This is a genomic window from Acinetobacter guillouiae (assembly GCF_002370525.2).
Taxonomy (GTDB): domain Bacteria; phylum Pseudomonadota; class Gammaproteobacteria; order Pseudomonadales; family Moraxellaceae; genus Acinetobacter; species Acinetobacter guillouiae.
Genome location: NZ_AP014630.1, coordinates 1,135,288 through 1,155,807, shown reverse-complemented (window position 1 = coordinate 1,155,807; position 20,520 = coordinate 1,135,288). Strand labels below are relative to the sequence as shown.

General features: G+C 38.4%; 18 protein-coding genes and 3 tRNA genes. 11 read left to right on the top strand and 10 right to left on the bottom strand.

What is annotated here, in order from left to right; translation table 11 throughout:
- Nucleotides 1-116: 116 nt before the first annotated feature.
- Entirely contained in the window at nt 117-1,265 is a 1,149-nt protein-coding gene (locus AS4_RS05400) for a glycerophosphodiester phosphodiesterase (RefSeq protein ID WP_096733451.1), read from the top strand.
- A 140-nt stretch (nt 1,266-1,405) separates the two neighbouring features.
- Nucleotides 1,406-1,780, top strand: a complete 375-nt coding sequence (locus tag AS4_RS05395; protein ID WP_056514297.1) for a diacylglycerol kinase — start codon at nt 1,406-1,408, stop codon at nt 1,778-1,780.
- Nucleotides 1,781-1,989: 209 nt separating this feature from the next.
- Here AS4_RS05395 and AS4_RS05390 read toward each other — a convergent pair whose 3' ends face one another.
- From AS4_RS05390 to AS4_RS05370, 5 genes are all read right to left on the bottom strand, one after another.
- The gene (locus tag AS4_RS05390) at nt 1,990-2,328 is read right to left on the bottom strand and encodes a hypothetical protein (RefSeq protein ID WP_096733450.1); all 339 of its coding nucleotides are present in this window, start codon (nt 2,326-2,328) and stop codon (nt 1,990-1,992) included.
- Between the two features lie 151 nt (nt 2,329-2,479).
- Nucleotides 2,480-4,114 carry a chaperonin GroEL gene (gene groL / locus AS4_RS05385; protein ID WP_096733449.1) on the bottom strand — a complete coding sequence of 545 codons (1,635 nt, stop codon included), beginning with the start codon at nt 4,112-4,114 and terminating at the stop codon, nt 2,480-2,482.
- Nucleotides 4,115-4,192: 78 nt separating this feature from the next.
- Nucleotides 4,193-4,483: a co-chaperone GroES gene (locus AS4_RS05380; RefSeq protein WP_004722444.1), complete on the bottom strand. Its 291-nt coding sequence runs from the start codon at nt 4,481-4,483 to the stop codon at nt 4,193-4,195.
- Between the two features lie 173 nt (nt 4,484-4,656).
- The gene (locus AS4_RS05375) at nt 4,657-5,445 is read right to left on the bottom strand and encodes a metallophosphoesterase family protein (RefSeq protein WP_096733448.1); all 789 of its coding nucleotides are present in this window, start codon (nt 5,443-5,445) and stop codon (nt 4,657-4,659) included.
- Nucleotides 5,426-6,364, bottom strand: coding sequence for a diacylglycerol/lipid kinase family protein (locus AS4_RS05370; RefSeq protein ID WP_004819665.1), 939 nt, complete (start codon nt 6,362-6,364; stop codon nt 5,426-5,428). The genes AS4_RS05375 and AS4_RS05370 overlap by 20 nt, the downstream gene beginning before the upstream one ends.
- Before the next feature lie 407 nt (nt 6,365-6,771).
- Between AS4_RS05370 and AS4_RS05365 the strand changes: the two genes are divergently transcribed.
- The 3 genes from AS4_RS05365 to AS4_RS05355 all read left to right on the top strand — a co-directional run bounded on the left by AS4_RS05365 (nt 6,772) and on the right by AS4_RS05355 (nt 10,464).
- Nucleotides 6,772-8,604 (top strand): phosphoenolpyruvate carboxykinase (GTP), encoded by a 1,833-nt coding sequence (locus AS4_RS05365; protein ID WP_004722449.1) that lies wholly within the window; start codon nt 6,772-6,774, stop codon nt 8,602-8,604.
- A gap of 195 nt (nt 8,605-8,799) precedes the next feature.
- Entirely contained in the window at nt 8,800-9,678 is an 879-nt protein-coding gene (locus AS4_RS05360; protein ID WP_004819661.1) for an ATP-grasp fold amidoligase family protein, read from the top strand.
- A 75-nt stretch (nt 9,679-9,753) separates the two neighbouring features.
- On the top strand, nt 9,754-10,464 hold the full coding sequence (locus AS4_RS05355) for a hypothetical protein (RefSeq protein WP_096733447.1): 711 nt from the start codon (nt 9,754-9,756) through the stop codon (nt 10,462-10,464).
- Between the two features lie 37 nt (nt 10,465-10,501).
- Here the strand turns inward: AS4_RS05355 and glpD are convergent, their stop codons facing one another.
- Together glpD and AS4_RS05345 are read right to left on the bottom strand one after the other, a co-directional pair.
- Entirely contained in the window at nt 10,502-12,031 is a 1,530-nt protein-coding gene (glpD, locus tag AS4_RS05350; protein WP_096733446.1) for a glycerol-3-phosphate dehydrogenase, read from the bottom strand.
- Between the two features lie 166 nt (nt 12,032-12,197).
- A complete protein-coding gene (locus AS4_RS05345; protein ID WP_056514315.1) occupies nt 12,198-12,953 on the bottom strand; it encodes a DeoR/GlpR family DNA-binding transcription regulator in 756 nt (251 codons plus the stop codon).
- A gap of 458 nt (nt 12,954-13,411) precedes the next feature.
- Between AS4_RS05345 and AS4_RS05340 the strand changes: the two genes are divergently transcribed.
- Both AS4_RS05340 and AS4_RS05335 read left to right on the top strand, forming a co-directional pair.
- Nucleotides 13,412-14,731, top strand: coding sequence for an MFS transporter (locus AS4_RS05340; RefSeq protein WP_096733445.1), 1,320 nt, complete (start codon nt 13,412-13,414; stop codon nt 14,729-14,731).
- A 146-nt stretch (nt 14,732-14,877) separates the two neighbouring features.
- A complete protein-coding gene (locus AS4_RS05335; RefSeq protein WP_004722461.1) occupies nt 14,878-15,303 on the top strand; it encodes a hypothetical protein in 426 nt (141 codons plus the stop codon).
- A gap of 38 nt (nt 15,304-15,341) precedes the next feature.
- On the opposite strand, the gene AS4_RS05330 is transcribed toward AS4_RS05335, so the two are convergent.
- A complete protein-coding gene (locus tag AS4_RS05330; RefSeq protein ID WP_096733444.1) occupies nt 15,342-16,010 on the bottom strand; it encodes a class I SAM-dependent methyltransferase in 669 nt (222 codons plus the stop codon).
- A 284-nt stretch (nt 16,011-16,294) separates the two neighbouring features.
- Nucleotides 16,295-17,143 carry a bifunctional methylenetetrahydrofolate dehydrogenase/methenyltetrahydrofolate cyclohydrolase FolD gene (gene folD, locus AS4_RS05325; RefSeq protein ID WP_004819653.1) on the bottom strand — a complete coding sequence of 283 codons (849 nt, stop codon included), beginning with the start codon at nt 17,141-17,143 and terminating at the stop codon, nt 16,295-16,297.
- A gap of 152 nt (nt 17,144-17,295) precedes the next feature.
- On the opposite strand from folD, the gene AS4_RS05320 reads away from it, so the two are divergent.
- From AS4_RS05320 to AS4_RS05310, 3 genes are all read left to right on the top strand, one after another.
- Nucleotides 17,296-17,369: transfer RNA gene (locus AS4_RS05320), tRNA-Cys, on the top strand.
- A 10-nt stretch (nt 17,370-17,379) separates the two neighbouring features.
- A tRNA-Leu gene (locus AS4_RS05315) sits at nt 17,380-17,465 on the top strand.
- 123 nt (nt 17,466-17,588) lie between these two features.
- Nucleotides 17,589-18,320, top strand: a complete 732-nt coding sequence (locus tag AS4_RS05310; RefSeq protein ID WP_096733443.1) for a hypothetical protein — start codon at nt 17,589-17,591, stop codon at nt 18,318-18,320.
- 63 nt (nt 18,321-18,383) lie between these two features.
- Here the strand turns inward: AS4_RS05310 and AS4_RS05305 are convergent, their stop codons facing one another.
- A complete protein-coding gene (locus AS4_RS05305; RefSeq protein WP_096733442.1) occupies nt 18,384-20,150 on the bottom strand; it encodes an alkaline phosphatase D family protein in 1,767 nt (588 codons plus the stop codon).
- A gap of 216 nt (nt 20,151-20,366) precedes the next feature.
- Here AS4_RS05305 and AS4_RS05300 point away from each other — a divergent pair.
- Nucleotides 20,367-20,452 (top strand) — tRNA-Leu (locus AS4_RS05300).
- Nucleotides 20,453-20,520 lie beyond the last annotated feature (68 nt).

Genomic DNA, 20,520 nt, shown 5'->3' with positions numbered 1-20,520 from the left:
CTTCTAGGCATAAATCTACCAAAAGCATTTCATTAATTTTTCATCTTGATGTCATCACAGTGTCAATTTAATGACATAAGCTATGCACAGTTTCCATATAAGAATTTGAGAAAAATATGATTAAAAATACTGGGTTAATGATCAGTATTATGGCGCTATTAACCGCTTGCGATGATGACGATAAAAAATCAGAAAACGTCACACCAGAATACAAAGAACCTAAAATCATTATTGTTGGTCATCGAGGTGCCAGTGCTTTACGCCCCGAACATACCCTTGAAAGTTATCAAAAAGCCATTGATGATGGTGCTGATTTTATTGAGCCAGATTTGGTATCGACCAAAGATGGCGTATTGGTTGCACGTCATGAAAATGAAATTGGTGGCACAACCAATGTCAGCACATTCAGCCAATTTGCAGATCGTAAGAAAACAAAAATCATCGATGGGACATCATTAACCGGATGGTTTACAGAAGACTTTACTTTAAGTGAATTAAATCAACTTAAAGCCCGCGAGCGTATTCCAGCGTTACGCCCAAACAATACCCAATACAATGATCAGTTGAATATCCCTACCCTTGAGCAAATTATTGAACTGGCGGAAAAGAATTATAAAAAAACCGGTAAAGTGGTTGGGCTCTACATCGAAACCAAACACCCAACATATTTTCAAAAATTAAATTTAGCCATGGAAGATCCATTGCTGAAGACTTTGGCAAAGTACCAATATAGCCGTGAAATTGCACCGATTTATCTACAGTCTTTTGAAGTCAATAATTTAAAGTATTTTAAGGACCAATTGACAGCGCATAAAAGTTTAAAGCATGCCAAAATCATTCAGCTTTATGATGATAAGAAAATCAGCCCAGCAGATTATGTCGCGCAAGGAATTAAAACCACTTATGGCGATATGGCCACAGCACAAGGTTTAAAAGACGTCGCCAAATATGCCGATGGTGTTGGTCCATGGAAACCCTATATTTTTAATGATAGCTATACTGCACCCTCTTCTTTCGTTACAGATGCGCATGCAGTGAACTTAAAAGTCCATCCGTATACTTTCCGTCCTGAAAATAATTTCCTTGCCAGCAATTTAAAATGTAGTACAGCTGAAGCAGATGTAGCCAAGCGTTGTGAAGCTGGCGCAAACAAAGAATATGAGATGTATTTTAAAGCTGGCGTGGATGGTGTATTTACCGATGATCCCGGTTTAGGTCGTAAAGCTTTGGATGCGTACTGGAAAGCCAATCCAAATACCAAGTAACAGCTGATTTTTTCAAACAAATAAGCAAATGATTCAAACATTTGCTTAATTGTTTCTAAACTTGGTGTTTTTTGTTTAAAATTAATTCCGATTTAAGTTTAGAATAATACACTTCTTAAAAACTTTAGCTGCTTTGATTTATGAGTGATTATTCTCCATTTAAGGGTACGACGGGTTTCAAACGCATTCTCAATGCGACAGGCTATTCTTTAGCAGGATTTAAAGCTGCATACCAAAATGAAGCTGCTTTCCGTCAGATTGTTTGGATTAATATCGTTTTAATTCCGATTACGTTTTTTGTCGATGTCTCTTCTGTTGAACAGGCAGTGATGATAGGTGTGTGCTTACTGGCAATCATTGTAGAATTGTTTAATTCAGCATTGGAGGCTGTGGTTGATCGTGTTTCTTTAGAACGCCATCCATTGTCTAAAAATGCCAAAGATATGGGAAGTGCTGCACAGTTCGTAGCTCAAGCCATTATTTTCTTTACTTGGGTCATTATTCTTTTTAGATAAGTTATTTTTTCTAGATCAAATAATCTTGTTAGGTAAGTATTCTTTTAAAAAATTAGAGAATATTGACATTCCCCCACAGGTAAAATGTCAATTCATAAAAATTGATAACAGCCTAATTTTGCTTTACTGCACTTATCCAGTCTAAGCACCACGACCTTTTAACTCGAACAGCGCACTTTGAGCTTAAAATTATCTCTGTAAACAATGGATTAAAGTGATGGTTGTGGAATTGGGATATTCTTGTCAATTTTGTCAGGTCGATTGAGTTGCATAGAACAATTACTATATCCCCATTTGGTGACCTTACCTTGTTCAAGCATAAATTTCCTTGTACAAGCATTCCAGCCATCATTATATGAAATAATTTTTGCACCATTTGGGAGTGCATAGCTTCTATACGGTGGTCCCCATTTACTGATCAGTTTTTCTTCTGTACTCCCCACCCAAGACTGCATCAAATCATTTCTTGTTTCGAGTCTTTGCCCCATGATACTTAAACATCCTGTTAGCATCTGGCTGATTGCAATAATGAAGATTAATCTTTTCATTTTAGTTCCCCTCAGTTTTCGTGTTGTATTTATATTTACCGAACAGTACAAAAGCATAATAAAAAACACACAAAAAGACAAGGATGAAACAACTTACATAAAAAATCCCCGCATAAAGCGAGGATTTTTTATGATCTGAGATCAGAATGACTTACATCATTCCGCCCATACCACCCATGCCGCCCATATCAGGCATAGCAGGTTTGTCTTCTGAGATATCAGTAATCATACATTCAGTTGTTAACATTAAACCAGCAACAGATGCAGCGTGCTCAAGTGCAGAACGCGTTACTTTAGCAGGGTCAAGGATACCCATTTCTAACATATCGCCATATTGTGAAGTTGCAGCATTGTAACCAAAGTTACCTTCACCGCTTTTCACTGCATTGATCACAACTGATGGCTCATCGCCCGCGTTAGACACGATTTGACGAAGTGGCGCTTCGATTGCACGACGCAGGATGTTCACACCTACAGTTTGGTCATCATTTGCACCAACAAGGCCGTCAAGTACTTTAGCTGCACGTACCAACGCAACACCACCACCAGCAACAACACCTTCTTCAACCGCAGCACGCGTTGCATGAAGCGCATCGTCTACACGGTCTTTTTTCTCTTTCATTTCAACTTCAGTTGCAGCACCAATTTTGATTACAGCAACACCGCCAGCGAGTTTAGCTACGCGCTCTTGAAGTTTTTCTTTATCGTATTCAGATGTTGATTCTTCGATTTGAGCACGAATTTGAGTTACACGTTCAGCAATTTGATTTGCATCACCAGCACCATCAACAATCACAGTATTTTCTTTAGAAATCGTGATTTTATGTGCAGTACCTAAATCTTGAAGTGTTGCTTGCTCTAAAGACATGCCCACTTCTTCAGAAATCACAGTAGCACCTGTCAAGATTGCGATATCTTGAAGCATTGCTTTACGACGATCACCAAAACCAGGTGCTTTAACCGCACATACTTTGATGATACCGCGCATGTTGTTTACAACAAGTGTTGCAAGTGCTTCACCCTCAACATCTTCAGCGATGATGAGTAATGGTTTACCTGTTTTTGCAACAGCTTCTAAAACTGTAATCAATTCACGAATATTACCAATTTTCTTATCAACAAGAAGAATGAATGGATTTTCAAGTTCAGCAGTCAAAGTATCTTGTTTGTTTGCAAAGTACGGGCTGATATAACCACGATCAAACTGCATACCTTCTACAACATCAAGCGCATCTTCAAAGCCTGAACCTTCTTCAACAGTAATCACGCCTTCTTTACCAACGCGTTCCATTGCTTGCGCAATCAACTTACCTACAGTTTCATCAGAGTTTGCAGAAATCGAACCGACTTGTTCAATTGCTTTAGTATCAGAAGCTGGTTTAGCAGTTGCTTTGATATTTTCAACAACAGCTCTAACCGCAAGGTCGATACCACGTTTCAAATCCATTGGGTTCATACCCGCAGTGACAGATTTGATCCCTTCATTTAAAATCGCTTGAGCAAGGACAGTTGCAGTTGTTGTCCCATCACCTGCGATATCATTGGTTTTTGAAGAAACTTCACGAACCAATTGCGCACCCATGTTTTCGAATTTGTCTTTTAAAGAAATTTCTTTAGCAACAGTTACACCATCTTTAGTGATGTGCGGTGCACCGAAAGAACGATCAATAACCACGTTACGACCTTTAGGGCCTAAAGTTACTTTTACTGCATCTGCAAGTACGTTTACACCCGCGATCATTTTTGAACGCGCTGAATCACCAAATTTTACGTCTTTAGCTGACATACTAAACTCCAGATATCTTTATAAATTTTAAATTTTGACCAATATGTTTGGATGAAAACCCATCTCAATGGCAGAAGATTAACCTTCCAATACCGCTAAAATGTCAGATTCTTTCATCACAAGAAGTTCTTCACCATCAACTTTAACTTTAGTACCCGCATAAGCACCAAACAGTACGTTATCGCCGACTTTAACGTCTAAAGCGCGTACACCGTTATCAGTGATTTTGCCATTACCTACAGCAAGAATTTCACCTTGAGCAGGCTGTTCAGCTGCAGAAGTACTTAAAATCAAACCACCTGCTGTTTTAGTTTCTTTTTCAACACGGCGGATCACAACGTTGTCATGTAAAGGACGAATCTTGCTCATTTCTAACTCCATAGACATTTTAAAATGTCATTGATTACTCAGCGAAGATGACTTCTTATTCCTAGGTCATCGACAAAATATTTGTATGTCACATTTGTGGGGATGGAAATAAACGCTTCAAGGGGAAAACGAAAAAAAATTTATTTAATTTGTATGTTTTTTCTTCTTTTGTATCAAATCATGTCTAATTCAGAATTTTTTAGCGCAGTTTTGGCAATAAATTCCTGTAATTGTTCATCAAAAAAATAATGTTCAAAGCGCCCATCTTGGTGAATCACATTAAAGCTATTGGGTATATTTTTATGCAAACGTCGAGAAACTGCTGTACCCGCATGAACCTCATAAACCGGTTGTTTTAAATTTAGCGCAAAGGCTTGATTCAGATCATAGACCGCAACTAAATGTAAATGACCGTGCAATAAAGCATACAGTTGATGTTGTCCCCATTCTTTAATGGCAAACTGCCCTAAAGCTGGACAATCTTTTAAGTGATGGTCTTCATTTGATGTATAAAAAGGTTGATGACTAACGATTATTTTTAATTTATTTTTTGGTGCATTGGCCAACAACTGATTTACATTTTGAATTTGCTCAAAAGAAATATGTCCGCGTGTGTGATAACGGCGACGAATACTGTTCATGCCAATTAAATAAAAATGCTCTGTAAATAAGCTGCGTTCTAAACTGCCAAAGAACAGTTGATATAAGCCAAATGGTCTAAAGGCACGATTCCAGACATGATACAAAGGAATATCATGGTTGCCAGGCACCACAAAATAAGGGATGTTTAGTGATTCTAAAAACTGCTTACATGCATAGAATTCTTTAAATTTAGCACGTTGAGTTAAATCACCGCTCACCACAACCACTTCTGGTTTATGCACAGCACAAAACTTTTGAATCGCCCGTATACACTCTGGACGCTCAGTACCAAAATGTAGATCAGACAGATGCAATAACATGCGGCACCATAATTTTTAAAGCATTTTTTTCTACGTGTAAGGTTAATGGGGTCGTCATTGAAACAATTTCTCCATCGACAGCAACGGTCAGTTTAGGCTTTTTTGAATAGACAATGACTTTTTGTGCACCAAAACTATACACATCGGAAGCGTTTTCCAATTTTCCACGAATGGTTTGAAACAAGGTTTTAAATAAAGTGGCTTTATCTCCTTTGGCGATCACCACACCGGCAATCTCCCCCACCTCTGCACATTTCGAAATTTTTAAATTTAATTCTTTTAATTGCAGTTGATTATTACCAAAAAAAATCAGTGGTGTTTTTACAGGATACTTTTGCCCATCTACTTCGATCTCTAATTTGAGTTCTTTACGATCACGAATCAGGACATCCAAACCAGACGTATACGCATTTAAAGGAAAGCGTCCAAACCGACGATTATATTCTTCACGTTTTTTAATAAACAAAGGATATAGACCTAAACTGGCATTATTTAAATAAATTTGATCATTGATACAGGCCACATGTGAGGCACGCGGCTCCCCTGTGGCAATCACATTGGCTGCCTCTAAAATATTCAAAGGGATATGTAGAACACGCGCCACATAATTAAAAGTACCTAAAGGTAGTATTCCCATAGGAATTTTTTGCTTTAACATTTGCGAGGCGACTGCATTCAACGTACCATCACCACCAGCAGCGACAATGACACCACAATCTGAGTATTGTGCATGACGTTGAAAGATTTTTTGCATCAGGGTTTTTATATCAGGCTCTGAACCAATATCAAAAACTTGAATTTCAAAACCATGTGAAGTCCAGATGGTCATGAGTTTTTCATAAATATCATCTTTCTGATTGGCATGAAAACCTGACTTTTCATTGTAAATCATTGAAAGAGGCTTGAGTTCTGTGTCCATAAGCTTGATTATTTTGAAGTATTTGCACTAATTTCGTCGATTTTCTAAACAAATAAAAGCACCTTTATGTAAAATTCGAATTATACCCATTTATTAAATCAATAATTAATTTAGTAAATCTTATAATTTCAACTTATTGTAAACTATTATTATTTACAATTAAAATACCCTACATTCTATTTAAAAATACCAATAAAAATCAAACAATAATCCATGTTAGATAATACAAATCAAACACTTAGTGAAAATTCGAGCATTGGTATCTTTTAAGCCTTTAGTCTTATTTTTTTTATGAATATATGTTTTAATACCACCACTTTTTTTCATACTTAAATTTGAATGTAGTATCCCTTCATTCAGATTATTATTTGTACACAAAATTGTACATATTTTAGATAGGCCTCACCATGACCCAAGTGAACGCACCAGAATTCGTTCGTCATCCCAAGCTCATTGCATGGGTTGAAGAAATTGCTAAATTAACTAAACCTGCAAAAATTGAATGGTGTGACGGAAGCGAAGAAGAGAATCAACGTTATATCGACTTGATGATCGCTAACGGCACTATGCAAGCGTTGAACCAAGAAAAACATCCTGGTTCTTATTTAGCGAATTCTGATCCGTCTGACGTAGCGCGTGTTGAAGGTCGTACATACATCTGCTCTGAAAAACAAGAAGATGCTGGTGCGACAAACAACTGGGAAGCTCCTGCTGAGATGCGTACTCGCCTTAACGGTTTGTTTGATGGTGCAATGCAAGGACGTACCATGTACGTGGTTCCATTCTCTATGGGTCCATTAGGTTCTCACATTGCTCACATCGGTATCGAAATTACAGATTCTCCTTATGTTGCTGTAAGTATGCGTAAAATGGCTCGTATGGGTAAAGCTGTTTATGACGTACTAGGCACTGATGGCGACTATGTTCCTTGCGTACATACTGTTGGCGCTCCGCTGGCTGAAGGTCAAAAAGATGTTGCATGGCCTTGTAACCCAGAAAAATATATCGTGCATTATCCAGAAACTCGTGAGATCTGGTCTTACGGTTCAGGATACGGCGGTAACGCATTATTGGGTAAAAAATGCCTTGCTTTACGTATTGCATCATCTATGGGTCGTCAACAAGGCTGGTTAGCTGAACACATGTTGATCCTTGGCGTGACCAATCCACAAGGTGAGAAACACTACATTGCAGCAGCATTCCCATCTGCATGTGGTAAAACCAACTTTGCGATGTTGATTCCACCTGCAGGTTATGAAGGTTGGAAAATTGAAACTGTAGGTGACGATATTGCTTGGATCAAACCAGGTGAAGATGGTCGCTTATATGCAATCAACCCTGAAGCTGGTTTCTTTGGTGTCGCACCTGGTACAAACATCAAAACAAATCCAAACTGTATGGCGACACTTCACAAAGATGTCATCTATACAAACGTTGCTGTAACAGAAGATGGCGACGTATGGTGGGAAGGTTTAACCAAAGAAGCGCCTGCTAACTTGACCAACTGGAAAGGTCAACCGCATGTTGCTGGTGAAAAAGCAGCACATCCAAATGCGCGTTTCACCGTTGCAGCGGGTCAATGCCCTTCTATTGATGCTGACTGGGAAAATCCAGCTGGCGTACCAATTTCTGCGTTCATCTTCGGTGGTCGTCGTGCAGATACAGTACCTTTAATCTCAGAAGCTTTTGACTGGGTTGATGGTGTTTATAAAGCAGCAACAATGGGTTCTGAAACAACTGCAGCTGCAGTAGGTCAACAAGGTGTTGTACGCCGAGACCCATTTGCAATGCTTCCATTTGCTGGCTATAACATGGCTGACTATTTCTCTCATTGGTTAGAAATGGGTGAAGAAGTTGGTGCTAAAGCGAAAGCTGCAGGCAATAAACTTCCTGGCATTTATAACGTAAACTGGTTCCGTCGCGATGCTGAAGGCAACTTTGTATGGCCTGGTTTTGGTCAAAACATGCGTGTGCTTGAGTGGATCATTGACCGTTGTGAAGGTCGTGCTGAAGCAGTGGAAACACCGATTGGTTTTGTTCCAACTTATGAGCAATTGAACTGGACAGGTTCTGACTTCACTAAAGATCAATTTAATCTTGTGACTTCTCAAAACAAAGATCAATGGATCAAAGAGATTGAGAGCCACACTGAGTTATTTGATAAACTTGGTGAGCGCTTACCAGCTGCACTTAAAACTCGTCAAAATGAGCTTTTAGAGGCTGTTAAAAAATCTGCTTAATCGCTAAAAATTAAGACATACAAAAAGACCGCTACATAGCGGTCTTTTTTGCTTAGTGTGATACAGTTCACTTTATTGCTTTGGTATTCATTACAATTATGTAATAAAAATACAAATGATTACTGTTTCCATGTACAAAATTCATATTTTCTCTATAATTCAAACATTACTTTATTTTATTGATTTTTTTTAATCATGTTAGAAAATATTATTTATTCGGCAAAAGTTATTAGAGCCAAATTTGTCTCAGATAGACGTTATCTCACCAAAAGATTTATTGCTAAATTGGGTTATACCCCGAACTTTGATCAGCCTAAAAGTTTCAATGAAAAAGTCACCGCCAGAATGATCTATGAAAGAGCACCTTTACATACGAAATTAGCAGATAAATTTGCTGTACGCGAAATGCTTGCAGAGAAAATTTGTTGTTCCCATTTTGTTCCACTGATTGGTGTATATAAGTGCTTTGAGGAAATTGACTTTAATCAACTTCCTAACAAGTTTGTTTTAAAATGCAATCATGACAGTGGCAGTGCGATTGTCTGTAATGATAAAGCGCAATTTGATATCAAAAAAGCGCAGCATAAACTCAATCACCACCTTAAACAAAATATGTATTTTAGAAAACGAGAATGGCATTACAAAGATATTGTTCCTCTAATTTTGGCCGAACAACATATTGATTTATTTGTTGATCAAGACAATAAGCTGACCATTACAACATGCCGTGTTCATTGTTTTGAAGGTCAGCCTCGATATATTGAAGTCGATGTACAAGACAGCCAAGGCGTGGATTATTCAAATATGTATGACACATCTTGGGTGCTGCAACCCTTTACCGTTGATCTAAAAAGCAATACGCCAAGCTGTTTAGCACGACCGCAAAAATTAAATAAAATGCTTCAACTGTCAGAAGATCTTTGTTTTAAATATGGTTATAGCCGAATCGATTTCTTATTATCTCAAGACGATGTTTTCTTTAGTGAGATTACCTTAACCCCCAACGCAGGTCGTATGGTCATCACCCCAAGTGAGTGGGATGAAAAGTTAGGCGCTTTATGGCTGACTGATTAAGCCGAGCAAAAAGACCGACGTGTTCGGTCTTTTTTGTGATTTAATGCAACCATTCAATATCTAAAAATAAGCGCAATGACAGCAATTAAAAACATTACCACAACTCAACCTTATCTAACGCTGTTACCTGACCACGGAGTCGTCTTCGCCCCTTCAAGTCTATTTCTAGCTCAGCATTTACTTCCACTTATTTCAATTGATTTATCTGCAATCAATCCAGCATGGCAAGGAAAAATTCATTTGCTCAATCCGATTGAGCCTTATGAATGCTATATCGGAAGTGATACCACAGAATTTTCTGATGCATTTGCCAATGAAAATTGGTTTATTATGCAATTAAATCAACAAAATCAATATGAATGGTTAGCAAACAAAAGATATTTTGCTTTAGAGAATCCTGATTGCGAGGCCGATCTAAAAACCCATCATAAAGAAATGTATGAAGATTACTTGCAGCTTAAACAGCGCTTTGCTGAAACTGGAAAAGTCATTTCAACATCACGCATTGAATACCAAAATGATTCTGCAACAACCCTGCTTGACCAATTAGGAGGTGAATGTGGTGGTGGAAACTGGACTTATCCAATTGATGAACATTTTGATTTACGCTACATCAACGCAGACCGCGATGATCAAGAAGTTCATATTTATGACCGTGATGGCAAGCGTTATTATTTTATTGCAGCTGTTGCTGGCTGGGAATATTGTTCACATGGGGCAGATTGGATTTTAATGTATTACCAACCTGAAACCCGACGCGTTTTATATACCTTTGATTGGTCATAACGTACCTTGTGCAAAGCTATATATTTTCCACTTTTGCTTAGGCAACATCTTTCTGTAAGCGGCGTTCATGCAATTCAAGCAAATATTCATCCAATGCTTGAATTTCAGCTTCGGTAAATTTTAAATATAACTTGCTACGGCGCTTTAAAATATCCTGACTGGTGATCGCCCACTCTTGGTCAACCAAATAATCGACCTCTTGGGCATATAAACCATGGCCAAAATCTTGACCAATTTCATGAACAGATGTCGAATGATTTAAAAATTTCCATGTATAAGTTCCATAGGCATGTGCCCAACGGCTTGCAGTTTCATGATCAAGCCCTTTGATTTTATTTTGAATTTCTAAAACCAATCCATCAATTGAAACTAAATTCTCAGCACCTGGCAGTAATGATTTTTCAGTCCAAGCTTTCCCAGCGTTAGGGAAGAACTTCTGCAAATGCTCCATGGCAGATTCAGCCAAGCGTCGATAGGTAGTTAACTTGCCACCAAACACAGAAAGTAAGGGTGCATCATTTTCATGATCTTGTGATAAAGCCAAAGTATAGTCACGGGTGATTGCGGCTGGATTATCAGACTCATCATCACACAATGGACGTACCCCTGAGAATGTCTGAATAATATCGGCTTGAGTCAGTTGCACTTTAAAATGATCATTGGATACATCAAGCAGATAATCAATCTCTTGCTGACTAATTTCAACATTATTCGGATCTGCTAAATATTCACGATCAGTTGTACCAATCATGGTGTATTGATTGAGATAAGGAATTGCAAACACGATACGTTGATCATCATTTTGCATAATAAAGGCTTTATCACCGTCATATATTTTCGGCACAATAATATGACTGCCTTGAATGAGGCGAACTCCATATTGCGATTTTAACTGAAGCTCTTGCTTAATGAATTGTGCAACCCAAGGCCCCGCAGCATTGACCAAAGCCTTCGCTTGTATGTGATAAATGCCCTGCTCATTTTCAAACTGGATATTCCATAAACCATCTTCACGCTGTGCTGAAATACAGCGTGTTTGCGTAACCACAGTGGCATTTTTTTCACGTGCTTGCACTGCATTTAAAATCACTAAGCGTGAATCATCTACAGCACAATCTGAGTATTCAAATCCGCGTGTGATCTCTGTTTTTAGTGGGCTAGTATGAGGATCAAATTCAACCAAATGTGAACCTGCAAGCTTCTCTCTTTTGCCCAAATGGTCATATAAAAACAGCCCCGTACGAATCAGCCAAGCAGGACGCAAATGAGGTTGATGTGGCATGATAAAACGCATAGGACGAATGATATGCGGTGCTTTTGCCAGTAAGACTTCTCGCTCAGCCAAAGCTTCTCGCACTAAACGAAATTCTTTATGTTCCAAATAACGCAGACCACCATGGATCAACTTACTGCTTGCAGACGAGGTATGGCTGGCTAAATCATCTTTTTCACACAAAAATACAGATAAACCACGCCCAGCAGCATCATTGGCAATACCAACACCATTTATTCCACCACCAATTACAGCAATATCATAATAAGTTTGTTGCTCATTGATTTGTGTCATAAACACCACCACCTTTGATCATTTGCATATATTCACAACCATTTGTGAGAATATATTTTCGTTTGTTTTCATTTAAGAAAATAATAGATAGTTTTTTAATCGATGTCTATCAAAAAATGATCAATTTCACGTTTATCATGTTTTCACTATGAGTTTTAAAATTAGCCTAAACCACAGTTAAAGCCACTTCTGCTGCATGAATTTGTTTTAAATAATTTTCAGTGGGCACTTTATTGGTAAAAAGCCGATCTATTTCAGAAAGATGGCCTAAGCGCATCATTGCATGACGACCAAACTTGCTCTCATCCGCTGCTAAAAATACCTGCCGAGCACCTAAAATAATTTCTTGCGAGACAGACACTTCTTGAAAATCGAAATCGAGCATGGTTCCATCTTCATCAATCCCACTAATACCAATCAGGGCATAATCAACTTTAAACTGTTTAAAAAATTCAGAGGTGGCTTGCCCTATCACACCACCATCGGGGCGCACTTTTCCGCTGGCAATCAGTACTTCAAAATCATCATTCATACTCAAAATTTTCGCCACATTTAAATTATTGGTGATCACTTTCAAACCGCGATGTTGCAATAAAGCATGGGCAATAGCTTCGGTTGTTGTACCAATATTGATAAACAAAGATGCATGGTCTGGAACTGCGTTTGCAACAGCTGTTGCAATGCGCTGTTTTGCCGCTAAATTATGGCTGATCCGTTGACTATACGCGGTATTGGTGACGCTTGAGTCTACCGCAGCGCCACCATGATAACGACGTAATAGTCCGGCATCGGCCAATTGATTGATATCCCGCCGTACAGTTTGTGGGGTAACTGCAAAATGCTGTGCAATCTCGTCAATACTGACGTATCCCCGAGCCTTAACCAACGCTAATGTTTGCTGTTGTCGAATCATCAAGTCCATAGATGTGAAACCTTATTGTTTTATTTTCAAAAATGAACATTTAGCTGTTATAAATAGCATGACTGCTTACTGTACGACTAGATTAAATTTTTAAATTCATTCAACTCAGCTTATTAAATTGTGTACATTTCATACATTTAAACGCAAACAAACATGCTTTAACTTTAAGCTAAATTCTTATAATTTATAAAATATTTCAAATTAAATAGCTGTTTTAAAAAAATTATTCATTTATTTCTAAAATTTCTCATTCTAGATCAACAATAAACCCTCAATACAGCTAAGACCAAAGTCTAATAAGGTCTGCTTTCATTCAAGCGTATAACGAGCATTGTAATTATTTGTATCTCCCTCGTCATACTGACTGAAATTCTCTCTGTTTGATTTTTCTGCTTTGATTTTCATCCAAAATGAAAGTTAAACAGGCTGTATTTTGCATATTCTTTTGGAGAATTGCTTTGTCCAATTCATCTCCTCAAGTTGCCACTTCGCAACTTGATAGAAAAACTCGTTTCAAATCTATACTTGGTGGTTCAGCTGGTAATTTAGTCGAATGGTATGATTGGTATGTCTATGCCGCATTTACCCTCTATTTTGCCCCTGTATTCTTTCCTGAAGGTAATGAAACGGTCAAACTTCTCCAAGCTGCTGCAGTTTTTGCTTTAGGCTTTTTAATGCGTCCGATCGGCGCATGGATCATGGGCGTTTATGCTGACCGTAAAGGTCGTAAAGCGGGTTTAACACTTTCTGTTTCATTGATGTGCATTGGCTCATTAATCATTGCTTGTGCGCCATCTTATGATTCAGTCGGAATGTTTGCTCCTGCACTACTTTTATTTGCGCGCTTATTGCAAGGTTTAAGTGTTGGTGGTGAGTATGGCTCTAGTGCCACCTATTTAACTGAAATGGCGGGTAAAAATCACCGCGGATTTTTCTCAAGTTTCCAATATGTCACCCTGATTTCAGGTCAATTACTTGCACTCTGTGTACTGATTATCCTGCAACATAATCTTTCTGAAGAAGCCTTACATGCATGGGGATGGCGTGTCCCTTTCTTTATCGGTGCGTTACTCGCAATTGTTGTGTTCTGGATTCGTCGTGGTCTGGTTGAAACAGAATCATCTAAACAAGCGCAACAACAAGCTAAAAATGGTGGTGAAACATCTGGTGCTTTGGCCTTATTCACCAAGTATCCTAAACAAGCATTTACAGTCATTATGCTAACAGCAGGCGGTACCTTAGCCTTCAATACATTTACGACTTATTTACAAAAATACTTAGTCAACACTTCTGGCTTTGAAAAAACCACCGCAACTGAAATTACCACAGCTGCAATCTTTATTTTTATGTTGATTCAACCTGCAGTCGGTGCACTTTCAGACAAAATTGGTCGTAAACCAATTATGATCACTTTTGGTGTACTCGGTGTGTTATTTACCGTTCCTATTTTCAATGGTTTAGGCTCGACAACGGACCCTAAAACGGCTTTCTTCTTATGTATGAGTGGTATGGTCATTGTGACTGGATATACAGCCATTAATGCGGTTGTAAAAGCTGAATTATTTCCACCGCATATTCGCGCTTTAGGTGTTGCCTTGCCTTATGCACTTGCCAACACTGTATTTGGCGGTACGGCTGAATTAGTTGCACTAAGCTTTAAAAATGCTGGGCATGAAAACTATTTCTTCTATTACATTACCTTTATGATCGGTTTATCTCTAATCACCTATGTGTTTATGAAAGATACCAAAAAACATAGCCTGATTACAGATGATTAATTCAAAGTAAACTTTGCAATCTAATTCATTTAAAACAGCTTTTTTATTCACATGAAAAAGCTGTTTTATTTAAGCAATTCACTTATCGTGAAAATTGCAAAGCTATGGCATACTAAAAATAATTCAAAAAGCTAGGACTTTAAAAGATGAAAAAAATCACTTATGCAGGTTTAGGATTAATCGTTTTAGCTTTATCTGCATGTCAAACAACCCCGCGTCAATACAATGGCGTAACCGGTTATCAAATTGAAAATCAAACAGCAGATAGTGCAACACTTGCGTATACCCTTTCAGGTCGTGCTGATCGTGATTTGGATGCGGATAAATTACAGCGCGCATGTCAAAAAGTTTTGGGTGCAAACAAAAACTATAAAATTTCTGTATTAAGTACCAATGAAATTATCAATCCGCAAACTGCAAAAGATCAGGCTGGCGTTCAACTTGGGCATAGCCGTACATCTTTTGGGCTTTCCAACACGCCAAGTCTAAATAACAGTGAAGATTATGCAACACGCCAAGCCTTAGATACCCGCCCAAGCACTTTACATGTAGTACGTTATACCTGTTCTTGATTTAAGAGATTTGTATTACAGAATAAAATAAGACGCTGTCATAGCGTCTTATAAAAACTCACATTTCTAAATTCTTTGGCTTCATCTAAATCAGGCCAAGTGGTTGCACTTCGTTCATCCAATTTTTGGTAATTCGGATGACTAAAGTTTTTCACTCGGCTATCTGCCACCCATACTTCTGGTGCAAATTTTAAAAATTCATCCAAGAAGAACCTGTTAGATTGATCATATAAAACATCGGCAGCCAATAAGACATCAACCTGTTCGGCTTTATATAAATCATCAAGATATTCAAGCTCTACATCATTAAGCAAAGCATTTTCACGACAAGCATCCAAACTTATTGGGTCGATATCACAACAGATGACACGTTTTGCACCTGCCATTTTGGCTGCAATTGCAACCACACCGGATCCAGCACCAAAATCCAGCACAACTTTATCTTTTACATGCTGTGGTTCTGCAATCAGCCATTGTGCCATTGCTAAACCAGAAGCCCAGCAAAAAATCCAATACGGTGTATCATTCCAAATACGGCGAATCACCTCATCATCCAAACGATCTGTTGGAAAAACTGGTGGAATCAACCATAACGAAATTGGGCTTTCAGGCAACTGCTGTGCCAATAATTCGCATTGAGGAATTACTTCATGCAAAGCATCAAGTAAATGTTGCGGGGCTTTAGAAAATTGATAAGTACAGCTCATGCAAAATATGACCAAAATTATTATTTTGATATTGAGGAAATACAGCTTCTTCCTCATATTCGATAGACAGTAACACCATGTGCTAAGGTTCGAGACGATACTTCTTGTTAAGTCTCAGATACAGATACTTAAAAGTAGATCTTAAACGCGTTAAGCCAATGACCATTAAACTAATGACAATATTGCCTACTTTTACTGAAAAATAAACATTGCTGTGTAAATGTAGGCTGAATTTAAGCACAGTGAATGCATGGCTTTCACTGTGCCCAGAATAAAAACAGGACTTAAGCTAACGCTTTTTCAGCTGCTTCCACAGTTTGACGAATCAATGTTGTGATCGTCATCGGGCCTACACCACCTGGAACTGGTGTATAAGCTGAAGCGACATCTTCAATACCGACCAATTGGATATCACCCACACCACCACCGTCACGAGGATGGAATCCAGCATCAACCACAACAGCACCTTGCTTAATCCAGTCTTTTTGGATTAATTCAGCTTTACCGACTGCACCGACAACTATATCAGCCTGTTTTACCAATTCAGCAAGATTTTGTGTACGAGAATGACAGATTGTCACTGTTGCATTGGCTTGAAGTAGCATCATTGCCATCGGCTTACCTAAAATAGCCGAACGCCCCACTACAACTGCATGTTTACCAGCAATTTCAATCTTGTTTTCTTGAAGAATCGTCATGATACCTGCAGGTGTTGCCGAACCATAAGCAGCCTCACCCATTGCCATACGACCAAAACCTAAGCAAGTTACCCCATCTACATCTTTTTCAAGTGAAATGGCATCAAAGCAAGCACGTTCATCAATTTGTTCAGGCACAGGATGTTGGAGCAAAATACCGTGAACATCAGGATTGGCATTTAATTTTTCAATTTCAGCCAATAATTGTTCAGTTGTGGTTTCTTTACCTAACTCTACTTTTAAAGAATCCATACCAACACGACGGCAAGCATTTCCTTTCATGCGTACATACGTCGCAGATGCACCATCATCACCCACTAAAATAGTCGCTAAAATTGGGGTACGACCTGTTTTTGCTTTTATAGCTTCAACACGAGTCAACAAGTCTGCTTCAATTTGTTTCGCTAATGCGCGACCATCCAATACCAATGCCACGGCACATCTCCAAAGTAGATATGAATCAATTTTGCAAATAATACATGATTATTTAGACAATTTTCTTTCATATGCTGAATTTATGTGCATATGCATGAATTATAGTATTGTTTTTTTTTCAAAGATTGCTAATATGTGCATCACCAAGACATGGCGGGGTGGCAGAGTGGTCATGCAGCGGACTGCAACTCCGTGTACGCCGGTTCGATTCCGACCTCCGCCTCCAATCTTGTAAAGCCCGAGTGGTGAAATCGGTAGACACAGGGGATTTAAAATCCCCCGCCCACAAAGCGTGCCAGTTCGAGTCTGGCCTCGGGCACCATTTTAATTCTTGTTAAAATGGTGCAATAAAGAACCCAGCGATAAGCTGGTTTTTTTATGCCTAAAATTTTATATTGTTTTTTATGTTAATATCCAAAGTGAAATTTAGATAAGCGAAGCCTATATGATTCAAAACAAGCAAGTTTCCCTCTATTTAAATCAATTACAACAACAATACCCACAAGCATTTAAGCGCAACTTTTTATTTTATAGTCAAATTAAAACCAAAGGGCTTTTAGATGAAGCAAAGGAGTTTATTCCTTGGATTTTGTCGATTATGATTTTTTGCAGCATCTATTTTAGTTTAGGTCAGTTTATTGCAAATCATTTTCCCAAATTCGATAGTTTTCAAGCCAATGGCATTGCCGCTTTAGCGATTATGTTATTTTTTATGATTATTGTTCCGATCATTATCAAACAAATAAAACACAGTTCGACGCATTTATACCAACAACTCAATAATATTCCGCTTAAGCTTGCGGTACTGATCGTCCTACAAGCACTCAATCTTTATTTTATAGAAAGCACCCTGCTGCAAGGTCTGTTATTTTTCTTTGCAATGAGCTTTGGTTTTGTCAAATTTTATAAAGAAAATTTATTTAGAGATAGCACCAAAGACACTGAATACTATCAATTACAACAAATTCGAAAAAGCTGTTTATGGGCTTATAAACAGGCTAAGAAAGCCAAATTCAAAATGCGATTCTTAGCCAAAGATTCTGAGAAATATCAATTTTATCAAAAGCGCTTAGTCACCTTTTTAGAATTACATTTAGAATTATTAAAATATGAAAATGAAATGTGTAAAACCTATAAATATGAAGATTTAGATGCCTATATGGACAGTATGATGTGATCCATCTATAGCGTTAAAAACACCGAGTCATCTTTGAACTCGGTGTTTTTTAGGCCTGAAAATTTATGCACTTTTCTGAACAGTCTTTACATCAACCAAATTGTTATTTAAAACCACTTGATGGGCACGAGCCGTATCCACTGAATAGGTTTTTTCCTTAATGCTATTTAAGAAAATCCAATCCGCTTGTACCTGTTGTGCTGTAAAGCTGACTTTTAAGTAGCCTCGCTGATTTAAATTGGTGTAATTCAATTCATCAATGAGTGTGGTGAAGGCCATTTCAAATTGTTGTAACTGTGCCAAAGGAATACTTAAATACTTTTCCATCCCAGGTGAAGAGACCGAACTGGTTGCCAATTCAACCCCAACAAAATCACCTGCTTGAGTATGCAAGTCAGCAGACCATGCATTATGGGTATCCCCCGCCAACACCACAACTTTCTTATTTAATGTTTTAAGTGTGCCATATAAAATTTCACGTTCTGCATAGTAGCCATCCCAAGCATCTAAATTATAGGGTGCAACTGTGGTTACACGGGCTTTTTCTGTAGCGGTTAATGTTGGATCACCACTTTTCAAACGAACTTTTAAAGTAACTAACTCGATGATCTGCTGATTCATTTTTGCCAAAGTTTCGGCTGTGACATTTCCACTGGTAATTGCAGATAAAGACAATAGCAATTCAGCAGGGATTAACATTTTTGCCATCAACACTTGCTGACCCAATACATTCCAAGTCGCTGTAGATTGTGCCAGTTTCTTTTGTAGCCACTCACGCTGGGTATAACCCATCAGTGTACGCGTAGTACTGGTTAAATCTGCCTGAAACTTAGCAATATCCAAGCCCGAAGCCATCATATAATTGGCATAATCGAGTTGCTTATCACGTGCCAAAATACGGGTATCTAACATGGTCAATTGTACCAATGAACCAAAGTCAAACTGGCGATAAATATTCAAGTGATCTGTTGCAGATACAGGACGAATCGGCATCCATTCAAAATAGGCTTGTAAAGCTGCCAATTTACGGTCTAAGAAATTACCCTCATTGGCTTGATGGTTCTCTGCACCGTCTTTCCATGCGTCATTTGCCAGTTCATGGTCGTCCCAAATCACGATAAAAGGATGACGGGCATGTGCGGCCTGTAGATCGGCGTCAGTATGGTAAAGTGCATAACGCTTACGGTAATCATCCAACTTGATAATTTCTTTATCATTGTCAGCAGCGAGGGTACGACCCAGCTTTACCGCCTCTTCTGTGGCATATCCATCTTTACCATATTCATAGATGTAATCCCCTAAATGGATGATCGCATCGACCTCTTGTTTTGCCATTTCCTTATATACATAGAAATAGCCAGCAGGATAGTTTGAACATGAACACACCGCAAACTGCACCGAGCTGGTGGTTTCAGGTAATGTTTTGGTACGCCCTACTGGTGAAATCACCGAACCAAATTTAAAACGATAATAATAAGTTTGCCCAGACTTAAGCTTGTCTGCATCGACCTTAATAGTAAAATCCTGAGCTGATGCTGTTTGTACTTTTCCAGTATTGATCACTTGCGTAAATTTATCATCTGTAGCAATTTCCCAAACCACTTCTAAACGCAAAGACGTATCCTGCGGGGTAATACGCGTCCACAAAATCACACGATCTTTTAATGGGTCGCCACTGGCAACACCATGTAAAAATTCAACTTTTGTTGTAGGAGATGTTGAATCGTTGTTATCACTCCCACAAGCAGTCAACGACACTGGTATAGATAATGCCCCAAAACTGGCTAATGACTTTTGAATAAGTTCACGGCGTGAAATTGAGTTTGGCATTGAAGTTGGTTTCCTCTAAGTTTTTTTATCCAATCAATTTAAAGGCTTAATATTTCGCTTTAATCTCAAATTGATGAAAAAATCATGACAAAATACCCATTCAACGGCTTAAAATGCTTTATTTTCAAACATAAGCACATGAATTGATTGAAAAGAAAGCAAATCGACATAAATACGCTTGCCAAGAGAAAAACTGTCCTTTATTATTGCGCACATGCCCGAGTGGTGAAATCGGTAGACACAGGGGATTTAAAATCCCCCGCCCACAAAGCGTGCCAGTTCGAGTCTGGCCTCGGGCACCATTTTAAATCTTATTAAAATGGTGCAATAAAGAACCCAGTGATAAGCTGGTTTTTTTATGCCTAAAATT